10 protein-coding genes are annotated in these 10,876 nt (G+C 70.1%); 5 read left to right on the top strand and 5 right to left on the bottom strand.

The window, feature by feature from the left end; translation table 11 throughout:
- The first annotated feature begins 235 nt into the window (after window positions 1-235).
- Entirely contained in the window at window positions 236-1,168 is a 933-nt protein-coding gene (bla, locus tag FR742_RS07915; protein ID WP_148030334.1) for a class A beta-lactamase, read from the top strand.
- Window positions 1,169-1,184: 16 nt separating this feature from the next.
- Here bla and FR742_RS07910 read toward each other — a convergent pair whose 3' ends face one another.
- A complete protein-coding gene (locus tag FR742_RS07910; RefSeq protein WP_308248761.1) occupies window positions 1,185-1,877 on the bottom strand; it encodes a sulfite exporter TauE/SafE family protein in 693 nt (230 codons plus the stop codon).
- Window positions 1,878-1,999: 122 nt separating this feature from the next.
- Window positions 2,000-2,833 carry an SDR family NAD(P)-dependent oxidoreductase gene (locus FR742_RS07905; RefSeq protein ID WP_148030332.1) on the bottom strand — a complete coding sequence of 278 codons (834 nt, stop codon included), beginning with the start codon at window positions 2,831-2,833 and terminating at the stop codon, window positions 2,000-2,002.
- A gap of 80 nt (window positions 2,834-2,913) precedes the next feature.
- Here FR742_RS07905 and FR742_RS07900 point away from each other — a divergent pair, with 80 nt between their 5' ends.
- Window positions 2,914-3,321, top strand: coding sequence for a helix-turn-helix domain-containing protein (locus tag FR742_RS07900; RefSeq protein WP_148030331.1), 408 nt, complete (start codon window positions 2,914-2,916; stop codon window positions 3,319-3,321).
- A 45-nt stretch (window positions 3,322-3,366) separates the two neighbouring features.
- Window positions 3,367-4,125, top strand: a complete 759-nt coding sequence (locus tag FR742_RS07895) for a neutral zinc metallopeptidase (protein WP_148030330.1) — start codon at window positions 3,367-3,369, stop codon at window positions 4,123-4,125.
- A 139-nt stretch (window positions 4,126-4,264) separates the two neighbouring features.
- On the opposite strand, the gene acnA is transcribed toward FR742_RS07895, so the two are convergent.
- Both acnA and FR742_RS07885 read right to left on the bottom strand, forming a co-directional pair.
- On the bottom strand, window positions 4,265-7,039 hold the full coding sequence (acnA, locus tag FR742_RS07890; protein ID WP_222709111.1) for an aconitate hydratase AcnA: 2,775 nt from the start codon (window positions 7,037-7,039) through the stop codon (window positions 4,265-4,267).
- Between the two features lie 138 nt (window positions 7,040-7,177).
- Window positions 7,178-7,906 (bottom strand): metal-dependent hydrolase, encoded by a 729-nt coding sequence (locus tag FR742_RS07885; RefSeq protein ID WP_148030328.1) that lies wholly within the window; start codon window positions 7,904-7,906, stop codon window positions 7,178-7,180.
- Window positions 7,907-8,186: 280 nt separating this feature from the next.
- On the opposite strand from FR742_RS07885, the gene FR742_RS07880 reads away from it, so the two are divergent.
- Window positions 8,187-8,894, top strand: a complete 708-nt coding sequence (locus FR742_RS07880; protein WP_148030327.1) for a PadR family transcriptional regulator — start codon at window positions 8,187-8,189, stop codon at window positions 8,892-8,894.
- 4 nt (window positions 8,895-8,898) lie between these two features.
- A complete protein-coding gene (locus tag FR742_RS07875; protein ID WP_148030326.1) occupies window positions 8,899-9,432 on the top strand; it encodes a DUF1707 domain-containing protein in 534 nt (177 codons plus the stop codon).
- Between the two features lie 19 nt (window positions 9,433-9,451).
- Here FR742_RS07875 and FR742_RS07870 read toward each other — a convergent pair whose 3' ends face one another.
- Window positions 9,452-10,852 (bottom strand): sugar porter family MFS transporter, encoded by a 1,401-nt coding sequence (locus tag FR742_RS07870; RefSeq protein WP_148030325.1) that lies wholly within the window; start codon window positions 10,850-10,852, stop codon window positions 9,452-9,454.
- Window positions 10,853-10,876 lie beyond the last annotated feature (24 nt).

Below are 10,876 nucleotides of genomic sequence, written 5' to 3'. Positions count from 1 at the left end.
CGTCATACGTACCGAGCCGGTCAGCGGTTCCCGGTCGGGCGATGGCGAAGGAGATCCACCGATCTGGGGGACGACGACGGTCGATCAGGATGAGGCCGGTCCGGGGCCGCGCCTACCTGCTCTCATGATGTTCCCGATATCGATGGAGTACCGATATCACTATTGGACAGTTTGCCGGAACCTCTGGTCTGCTCGTTCTCGTACGAGATCGAGATCTGAATCAGGGGGCTTTGACATGCCGCGCTATTTCCGGAGGACCCGAGCCAAGCTCGCATTCTCCTTCCTGACGTTGTCCGCGGTGCTCGCCGGAGGCGCCTGGGGACCGCAGGCCGCCGTCGCCGCGCCGGCCGGCCGTGAGGACGGCGTCCGCGCGGAGCTGCGCCGGCTCGAAGCCTCCTACCAGGGACGCATCGGCGCCTTCGCCATCGACACGGGCACCGGCAAGACCTTCGGCCACCGGGCCGGCGAGCGGTTCCCGAGCAACTCCACGTTCAAGGCCGTCCTGTGCGGCGCGATCCTGGACAAGGCCCGCACCGAGGACCCCGGCCTGATGAAGCGCGTCCTCCGCTGGACGAAGAAGGACGTCGTCGACCACTCCCCCGTATCCGGCCTTCCGGAGAACATCAGAAACGGGATGACCCCGGATCGGCTGTGCCACGCCACCATCACCCAGAGCGACAACACCGCCGCCAATGTGCTGCTCAAGCAGATCGGCGGGCCGGCGGGCATGACCCGCTACTACCGCTCGCTCGGCGACCGGGCCGGACGGCTCGACCGATGGGAGACCGAGCTGAACGACTGGAAGCCGGGCGAGAAGCGCGACACGATCACGCCCGCGTCGATGGCCCGCGACCTGAAGAAGATCACTGTCGGGGACGCCCTGGTGGCGGCCGACAGGAAGCGGCTGACCGACTGGATGCGGGCCACCGAGACCGGGAAGGAGCGCATCTTCGCCGGTCTGCCCAAGGGCTGGACGGCAGGCGACAAGACGGGCACGGGCGGCGTGTACGGGACCGCCAGTGACATCGCGATCGCCTGGCCGCCGTCGGGCGCCCCGGTGATCATCGCCGTCTACATCCAGCGCCCCTCCGCCGACGCCGAGGTGGACAACGGCGTCATCGCCAGGACCGCCTCTCTCCTGGTACGGGGGCTCGGCAAGGCCTCCTGACCCGCGTCCGGCGGGCTCACGCGCCCGCCAGGCTCTGGCCGACCAGGACGACGGCCGACACCGCCGCCACCACGAGGACGGCGATGCGGACCTTGCCGCCGTCGAGATAGCGGCGCAGCGGGCCCGAGACGAGGAAGCCGGCGATCATCGGCAGGACGAGCACCGCGCCCGCGCCCAGCGCGCGGGCGGGCAGGTGGCCGACCAGGGCCAGGATGACCAGAGACTGGGCGGCGCTCAGGAAGAAGAACATCGCCAGCGTCGCCCGGATCTCCGGCCCCTTGGCGGTCTGGTAGACGAGGGCGATGGGCGGCCCGCCGATGCCGGTGGCGGTGCCCGTGATGCCGGAGACGAAGCCCGCGGAGGTGATCGTGAACCCGTTCCGCGGCAGGCTCACCGCCCGCGCCGTGAGGATCACCGCGACGAGCACCATGGCGCCCACGAAGATGCCCAAGTGGTGGATCGAGATGTAGACCACGATGGCGGCGCCGATGACGCTGCCCGGCAACCGGCCGAGTACCGCGAACCCCAGCCCCCGCCAGTCCACGCGCCGCCACTCCACCGCCAGCGTGAACAGCGGCAACGTCATGTTCGTCACCTGGATCGCGCCCGGCATCAGCGAAGGGTCCAGCAGCGTCAGCACGGGAGCCGCCACCAGGCCCATCCCGAAGCCCACGCTCCCCTGGACCACCGCCCCCACGAAAACCGCCAAACTGCCGACTAGCAGCACTAACGTCAGATCATCCATGCGGACTACTCCATCATGCTCACCCTCCGTCGCCCCACCTGGCACGAAGTGATGATCTTCCGCGGGCGACGCGATCGGCGACCGGGTCATCCGGGAGAGCCGGCGACGGCCTTCAGCAGGTCCCCGGTGTACGCGGCCAGCCGGTCGGCGTCGTCCGGATCCAGCGTACGCAGCGACAGCGGGACCGGTTTTCCGCGGTCGACGGCGGTGAGCGGGGCCGGCGGCGGGGCGTCGATCCACGCCACGACGGGGGCCACGGCGTCGGCCACCGGCCGGGCGAAGAGCCGGCCGAGCGTCTTGAGCCCGGCGCGGACCAGCGGGTTCGGGTGCCCGTCCAGGCCGCTGCGGGTGAACCCCGGGTGATAGAGCACGTACCTGGCGCGGCTTTCCGCGTGCCGGGCGAACGCGACGCCGAGCAGGTCGTTGGCCCGGCCGGCCTGGAGCTGGGCGCGTACCTGACCGTAGCCGCGGGTGAGCTGCGGGTCGTCCCAGAAGATCCGGCCCGTCGTGACGCCGACGCCGGCCACGTTCACCACGACCGGATCGGGCGCGGCGTCGAGCAGCGGGCGCAGGCCGTGGCTCAGCAGGTAACGGCTCAGGTAGTACAGGGCGAACGTGGACTCCAGGCCGTCGGCGGTCTCCAGACGGCGGGCGTTCACCCGGTTGGCGAACAGCGCCAGCGCGTCCACCGTCCCGTGCCGCCCGGCGATCTCCGCGATCGCCCGGCGCGCTTCGGCGATCGAAGACAGGTCCGCCCGCAGGAACCGCAGGCGATCGCTGTCCGCCTCGGCCAGCAGGGCGCGGCCCTTGGCGGCGCTGCTGCCGATCACGGTGACCTGGTCGCCCCGCGCCAGCCGGGCCAGCGCGGTCGCGCGGCCCATCCCGTCCGTGCCCCCGCTGATGATCACATTCTTCGGCATCGTACGCCTCCCCCGTAAGGTCAGATCATGGCCCGCCCATCCTGGGCGGATCCAGGCAGAGGGCGAAAGAAGGCAGTTTCATGTCCGATACGCACACCGGTGTTCCCTCCGCGCTCGCGTACGAGCTGCCGCGCCCCGTGCCGGCGGACGAACTGGCGGCCTGTCCTGCCGGTGAGGTGTTCCGGCGCGTCGGAGACAAGTGGAGCGTGCTCCTGGTGGTCCTGCTCGGCGGGCGGCCGCACCGGTACAACGAGCTGCACCGCGCCGTCGAGGGCATCAGCCAGCGCATGCTCACCCGTACGCTGCGCGGCCTGGAGATCGACGGGCTGGTACGGCGGGAGGTGCTTCCGACGGTGCCGCCGAGCGTCGAGTACAGCCTGACCCCGCTCGGCCGGTCCCTGCTGGTCCCCCTCTCGGCGCTGGCGGACTGGGCGGTACGGCACGAGGGTGACATCAGGCGGGCCAGGAGCGACTCGACAGGCCGATGAGGGCCCGGACCGGCGGGGGCCGCGGATCCTCTAGGCTGCGTGATCGTGCGAGTCCGATCTGCGTTCCTGGGGCTGTGCGTGGTCGCCGCGGCAGCCGTGCCCGTCTTGCCCGCGCACGCGGCCCCGTACAAGGACCCGTTCGCCGGGAGCGGGAAGCTGGCGCGGGTGGTGTGCCCCGAGCCGGCGATCACGTACGGCGGGATCCCGCGGACGCGCGAGTATCTAGCCACAGTCGTGAAATGTCTGGATAAGTCATGGAAGGCGCACTTCGCCGCCGACCGGCGTCCCTTCCGCAAGCCCGCGGTGCGCTTCTACGACGAGCCCGAGCGGCGCGTGTGCGGCGTGCCGTGGCCCGAGAGCGCCGCCGCCTTCTACTGCACCAACCGCCGCGTCCTGGTGTTCCCGCTCACCGGCGACTGGATCGAGAACCGCACGGACCTCTACCCGCTGAAGGTCGCCGCCCACGAGTACGGCCACCACCTGCAGTCGCTGACCGGCGCCCGGCGCCACTACGAGGCCCGGGTCAAGGCGAGCCCCGGTCGCCAGGCCGAGCTGGGCCGCCGCTACGAGCTGCAGGCCGACTGCCTGTCGGGGGTGTTCCTGGGCGCCGTGTGGGGGTCGCTGGAGCGTACCGGCGACGACTGGACAGCGCTGCTCGACGCCACCCGCGCCAGCGGCGACGACGAGCACCGGCGCAGCCACGGCGCGGGCGCCACCCGGGTGCGCTGGCTCAAGCGCGGCCATCACGCCGTCTCCCCCTCCGCCTGCGACACCTGGTCGGCCCCGCCCTCGGCAGTGTCCTGACGTGGAGAGCCGCCCGGCGACGGGTGTGTCGCCGGGCGGCGTCTCGTGGGCACGGGTGATCCCCCGATGCGGGCGCGACAGGATCTCGCCCTGGCCCGCGCCTCCGGCCGGCTGGTGGCCGGGCGGAGGCGCGGAAGGCTCACTTGGCGAGCAGGCCGCGCAGAACGTACTGCATGATGCCGCCGTGCCGGTAGTAGTCGGCCTCGCCCGGCGTGTCGATGCGCACGACCGCGTCGAACTCGACGTCACCGGCCTTGACGTGGACGGTCCCGGGGACGGAGCCGTCGTTGAGCGCCTCGACTCCGGTGATGTCGAACGTCTCCTCGCCCGTCAGGCCGAGCGAGTCGGCCGTCTGGCCCTCGGGGTACTGCAGCGGCAGCACGCCCATGCCGATCAGGTTGGAGCGGTGGATGCGCTCGTAGGACTCGGCGATGACGGCGCGGACGCCCAGCAGCGCGGTGCCCTTGGCGGCCCAGTCGCGCGAGGAGCCGGAGCCGTACTCCTTGCCCGCGAGCACGACGAGCGGGGTGCCCTGGGCGGCGTAGTTGACCGAGGCGTCGTAGATGAACGACACCGGCGCCTCCGGCCGGGTGAAGTCGCGCGTGTAGCCGCCCTCGGTGCCGGGCGCGATCTGGTTGCGCAGCCGGATGTTGGCGAACGTGCCGCGGATCATCACCTCGTGGTTGCCGCGCCGCGACCCGTACGAGTTGAAGTCCCTGACCTTGACCCCGTGCTCGCGCAGGTACTCGGCGGCGGGCGTGCCCACCTTGATGGAGCCGGCCGGGGAGATGTGGTCGGTGGTGGTCGAGTCGCCGACCTTGACCAGCACGCGGGCGCCTGAGATGTCGGCGACGGGCTCAGGCTCGCGCGGCATGCCCTCGAAGTAGGGGGCCTTGCGGACGTAGGTGGAGTCGGGGTCCCACTCGAAGGTGTCGCCGGTCGGGATCGACAGCGACTTCCAGTGGTCGTCGCCCTCGAACACGTCGGCGTAGTCGCGCTCGAACATCTCGCGGCCGATGGAGGAGTTGACCACGTCGGTGATCTCGTCGGGCGCCGGCCAGATGTCGCGCAGGTAGACGGGCTCGCCGTCGTTGCCCGTGCCGAGCGGCTCGTTGTCGAGGTCGATGTCCATGGTCCCGGCCAGCGCGTAGGCGACCACGAGCGGCGGCGAGGCCAGGTAGTTCATCTTGACGTCGGGGTTGATCCGACCCTCGAAGTTGCGGTTGCCGGACAGCACGGCGGTGACCGCGAGGTCGTTGTCGTGCACCGCCCTGGAGATCTCCTCCGGCAGCGGGCCCGAGTTGCCGATGCAGGTCGTGCAGCCGTAGCCGACCAGGTTGAAGCCGAGCTTGTCGAGGTAGGGCTGGAGGCCCGAGCGCTCGAAGTAGCCCGTGACGACCTGCGAGCCGGGCGCCAGCGAGGTCTTGACCCACGGCTTGCGGGTCAGGCCCTTGTCGACGGCGTTGCGGGCCAGCAGGGCCGCGCCGAGCATCACGTACGGGTTGGAGGTGTTGGTGCAGGAGGTGATGGCGGCGATGGCCACGATGCCGTGGTCGATCTCGAACGAGGTGCCGTCGGCCAGCGTGACCGGCACCTTGTTGTGCGGCCGCTCGCGCTCGAGGTGGGCGGAGTGCGGCTTGTCGCCGTTGCCGCTGTGGCTGACCGCCGGGGAGTCGGAGGCGGGGAACGACTCGGCGGACGCCTCGTCGGCCGGGCCCAGGATGCTCGCCGCGTAGTCCTTGACGGCGGACCGCCAGGCCTGCTTGGCGTCGGAGAGCGCGATGCGGTCCTGCGGGCGCTTGGGGCCGGCGATGGACGGCACGACGGTGGCGAGGTCGAGCTCCAGGTATTCGGAGAACTGGGGCTCGGCGGCCGACGGGTCGAGCCACAGGCCCTGGGCCTTGGCGTAGGCCTCGACGAGCTCGATCTGCTCCTCGGAGCGGCCGGTGAGCCGGAGGTAGTCGACGGTCTGGCCGTCGATCGGGAAGATGGCGCAGGTGGAGCCGAACTCGGGGCTCATGTTGCCGATCGTGGACCGGTCGGCCACCGGCACGGACGACACGCCCTCGCCGTAGAACTCCACGAACTTGCCGACCACGCCGTGCGCGCGCAGCATCTCGGTGATGGTGAGCACCAGGTCGGTGGCGGTGGCGCCGGCGGGCAGCTCGCCGTTGAGCTTGAAGCCGACCACGCGCGGGATGAGCATGGAGATCGGCTGGCCGAGCATCGCGGCCTCGGCCTCGATGCCGCCGACGCCCCAGCCGAGCACGCCGATGCCGTTCTCCATGGTGGTGTGGGAGTCGGTGCCGACGCAGGTGTCGGGGTAGGCCTTGCCGTCGCGCGTCATGACCACGCGGGCGAGGTGCTCGATGTTGACCTGGTGGACGATGCCGGTGCCGGGCGGGACGACCTTGAACTCGTCGAAGGCCGTCTGGCCCCAGCGCAGGAACTGGTAGCGCTCGCCGTTGCGTTCGTACTCGCGCTCGACGTTGCGCCGGAAGGCGTCGGGGTGGCCGAAGTAGTCGACGATGACCGAGTGGTCGATGACCATCTCGGCGGGGGCCAGCGGGTTGATGCGGGCCGGGTCGCCGCCGAGGTCGCGCACCGCCTCGCGCATGGTGGCGAGGTCGACCACGCAGGGCACGCCGGTGAAGTCCTGCATGATGACGCGGCCGGGGGTGAACTGGATCTCCACGCTCGGCTTCGCGTTCGGGTCCCAGCCGCCGAGCGCGCGGATGTGGTCGGCGGTGATGTTGGCGCCGTCCTCGGTGCGGAGGAGGTTCTCCAGCAAGATCTTCAGGCTGTACGGGAGGCGTGCAGCACCTTCGACGGCGTCCACCCGGAAAATCTCATAAGACGCGTCGCCGACGCGCAGCGTGTCACGGCTGCCGAAGCTGTTCGCGGACACGGTGATTCGCCTCCTCCATTGACGGTTAGCTCACTAAGAATCCTGCCGCACCGGGGAAGCGTTCTTCACGTTAGGTGAACCTAAGTCACGCCGGCCGCAGATTGTCTCGACATCAAGATATCTCTAAAGTATCTCGACATCAAGTTAAAGCGGCCCGAGCCGCCAGAAGAGCAGGCCGACGATGGCGACGGAGAGCACGGGAGCCAGGATCTTCTGCTCGAACTTCCTGCCCGTCTTGATGCCGATCTTCCACGGCAGCACGAACTTGACCGACAGCGGCCAGAGCACCGGGCAGCCCCGCTCGGTCATGCAGTCGCCCACCACGTGGATGAAGGAGCCGATGCCCACGGCCAGCCCCAGCCAGGCGTACCCGACGTCCATGGACAGGAAGACGGCGTAGAGCCCGGCCGTCATGCCGATGTTGACCATGGCCGAGGCGAGCTTCTTGCCCGGGATGCCGATGCCGATCGCGCGCAGGGCCAGCCCGATGAGCAGCACCACCATGATGTCGCGGCCGATCGGGTAGGCGGCGGCCAGCCAGTGGGCGCCCAGCCCGATCGCGATCGCGAACGCCAGCGAGTGGGTGGCGCCCCGGTGTCCGCCGCTCAGCCACGAGACCGCCTTGCTGAGCAGCCAGGTGACGGGACCGAAGGTCTGGGCGATGGTGGCGCTCGGGTGGTCGAGGTCGGGGAGCATGGCGGCGCCCGCGCAGATGATCGCGCCGGCGATCAGCTCGGCCGGGCTCAGCGCGGTGGCCATGATGCCGGTCTCGATGAACCGGGACGACTCGTTCAGCAACGGCAGTGCGGCGAGCGGGGGCGCGAGCCCCAGCCAGGCGATGGCCCCCGTCAGCGCGTGCGTGTGCCCCATCATGATCGGGATGCTAGCGCCCCGCGCCCGCTTCCGCCTGTCGCCCGGAAGTCCCTAGAACGTTCCGAAAATGCAGACGAGGCCGTCTCCAGCGGCGACAGCACCCCCCAGCCCTGCCGACGCGGAACGACCTCGTCTGATGGGAACAACGTAGTACCCCTGGATCCTGTTCCCGGCCCTCTCGAAGTTTTTGGTGATCTGAGTCACTTGTCGGAATTGGTTGCTATCGACACACTGTCGATATATCTTTGAAGCATCGTAGAACGGTCGAGAGGAGTACGACATGACATCCGCCCACGCCATGGGAGGCCAGTGGCCCGAGGCGCACGAGGTGAAGAAGGCTCTGCGCGACACGGTCAAGGCCGTGGCCGAGGCGTTCGAGCAGGGTCACCATCACCACCACGAACACCGGCACGAGCACCGCCACCGCGGGCGCAGAGGCCCTGGCCCGTTCCCGTTCGACCTCGGGCGCGGCCCGTGGGGTCCCGGCGGCCCGTTCGGCGGCCACCGCGGCTGGGGCGGCAGGCCCCGCAAGGCCAAGCGCGGTGACGTACGAGCCGCGATCCTCGCGCTGCTGGCCGAGGAGCCGCGCAACGGCTACCAGATCATCCAGGAGATCGCCGAGCGCAGCGAGGGCGGCTGGAAGCCCAGCCCCGGCGCCGTCTACCCGGCGTTGCAGCAGCTCACGGACGAAGGGCTGATCATCGCGGAGGAGAACGAGGGCCGCAAGACCTTCCGCCTCACCGACGAGGGCCGCGCCTACATCGAGGCGCACGCCGACGAGATCCGCGCCCCGTGGGACGAGATGCGGCCCGACATCGACGACAACACGGCCGATCTGTGGGACACCGCCCGGCAGTCCGCTTTCGCGATGATGCAGATTCTCCAGTCCGGGAGCGACGCACAGATCCGCGAAGCGCGTAAGACTCTGGTTGAGACCCGGCGCAAGCTCTACCAGATCCTGGCCGACGGCGACCCGGGCGAGGAGTGAGGCGATGAGCCGGCCCGGCGAGAGCGAGGCATCCGTGATGGACCATGACGACCTCCGCATCGGCGACGCGGAGCGCGAGCAGACCATGACCGCCCTGCGCGAGCACTTCGCCCAGGGCCGTCTGACCCACGAGGAGCTCGACGAGCGCCTCGACCAGGCGCTGGCCGCCCGCACCGGCCGCGACCTGGCCCGCATCACGGCCGACCTGCCCGGCCACGGGCCCGCCCGGCCCCCCGGGCTTCCCCCCGTCGCCGACCTGGGGCCCTGGCCGGACGCCGCCTCCTGGCAGGAGGCGATGCGGGCGCACCGCAAGCAGATGAAGGCGTTCCGGCACCAGATGCGACACCACCATCGCGGGCCGATGCACCCCCGGCACCACGGCCACCGGGGGCCGGGGCCGATCGTGCCGATCCTGTTCGTGTTCCTGATGGTGGGGCTCTTCGCGGGCGGCTTCGGCGTGCTGAAGTTCCTCTTCTTCATCTGGATCGGCGCCATGGTCTTCATGTTCGTCCGCCGCCGCTTCGGCTCCCGGCGGTGAGAGCGCCCGGGGCCGGCGGCTAGCCCATCTCCTCCAGCCTCCGGCCCTTCGTCTCCTTGATCCACCTGGTGACGAAGAGGAACGACAGCACGGCGAAGGCCGCGTACATCGCGTACGTGAGCGACAGGTTCCACTCCGACATCGCCGGGAACGTGACGGTGATCACCCAGTTGGCGAGCCACTGGGCGGCGGCGGCCACGCCCAGCGCGGCGGCGCGGATGCGGTTGGGGAACATCTCACCCAGCAGCACCCAGACCACGACACCCCAGGACAGGGCGAAGAACAGCACGAACAGGTTCGCCGCGATCAGCGCGATCGCGCCCTGCGGGTTGGGCAGCGCCATCGTGCCCTCGATCGGCCGGGCGAAGCTGAACGCCCAGGCGGCGGTGGCCAGCGAGACGGCCATGCCGGCCGAGCCCAGGAGCAGCAGCGGCTTGCGGCCGATCCTGTCCACCAGGGCGATGGCGATGAACGTGCCGACGATGTTGATGATCGAGCTGGAGAAGCTGATCAGCAGCGAGTCGGCCTGGTTGATGCCCACCGACTGCCACAGCACCGACGAGTAGTAGAAGATCACGTTGATGCCGACGAACTGCTGGAAGACCGACAGGATGATGCCGATCCAGACGATCGGCAGCAGTCCCAGCGCCCGGCCGCGCAGGTCCTTGAGCGTCGGCCGGTGCTCGGTCCTGAGCACGTGCTGGATCTCCCGTACGCGCTCGTCCAGGTCGCCTTCGTCGCCCTCGACCTGGGCCAGCACCTCCTTGGCCCGCCGGGGCTCCCCCGCCATGACGAGGTAGCGCGGCGACTCGGGGATGACGGAGGCGAGCCACAGGTAGGCCAGCGCGGGCACGACACAGGCGCCGAGCATCCACTGCCACGCCTGCAGGCCCCACAGATGGTTGTTCACGTCGCCGCCCGCGAGCCGGGCGATCACGTAGTTCACCAGCTGCGACGTGGCGATGCCGAGCACGATGGCGAGCTGCTGGAACGATCCCAGCCTGCCGCGGTAGGCGGGCGGGGCCACCTCGGCGATGTAGGCGGGGCCGAGCACCGACGCCATCCCGATCCCGACCCCCGCCAGGGCGCGCCACAACGTCAGGTCCCAGACGGCGAACGGCAGCATCTGGCCGATGGAGCTCACGGCGAAGACGATCGCCGCGATCTGCATGGTCCTGGTGCGCCCCCACCTGTCGGCGAACCCGCCGCCGAACCAGGCGCCGACGACGGAGCCGAGCAGCGCGACGGCGACCACGAAGCCGATCTCGACGCTGCCCACCTCGAAGTGGTTCTGGATGCCCACGACGGCGCCGTTGATGACCGAGCTGTCGTACCCGAACAGGAAGCCCCCGACGGCCGCCGAAGCGGCGATGAAGATGACGCGCCCGAGTTTCTCCTGACCGGTGTGCCGGCTTACCATGCGAGCCCTCCCCTGGATGGGGAG

It is taken from the genome of Nonomuraea sp. C10 (assembly GCF_008017515.1).
Lineage (GTDB): Bacteria > Actinomycetota > Actinomycetes > Streptosporangiales > Streptosporangiaceae > Nonomuraea > Nonomuraea ferruginea.
This window is presented reverse-complemented; position numbering and strand designations above follow the sequence as displayed.

Bases quoted from the DNA above. Each gene is read 5' to 3' on its own strand.
- bla (WP_148030334.1), top strand. From the start codon at position 236: ATGCCGCGCTATTTCCGGAGGACCCGAGCCAAGCTCGCATTCTCCTTC.
- FR742_RS07905 (WP_148030332.1), bottom strand. From the start codon at position 2,833: ATGCCGAAGAATGTGATCATCAGCGGGGGCACGGACGGGATGGGCCGC.
- FR742_RS07900 (WP_148030331.1), top strand. From the start codon at position 2,914: ATGTCCGATACGCACACCGGTGTTCCCTCCGCGCTCGCGTACGAGCTG.
- FR742_RS07885 (WP_148030328.1), bottom strand. From the start codon at position 7,906: ATGATGGGGCACACGCACGCGCTGACGGGGGCCATCGCCTGGCTGGGG.
- FR742_RS07880 (WP_148030327.1), top strand. From the start codon at position 8,187: ATGACATCCGCCCACGCCATGGGAGGCCAGTGGCCCGAGGCGCACGAG.
- FR742_RS07875 (WP_148030326.1), top strand. From the start codon at position 8,899: ATGAGCCGGCCCGGCGAGAGCGAGGCATCCGTGATGGACCATGACGAC.
- FR742_RS07870 (WP_148030325.1), bottom strand. From the start codon at position 10,852: ATGGTAAGCCGGCACACCGGTCAGGAGAAACTCGGGCGCGTCATCTTC.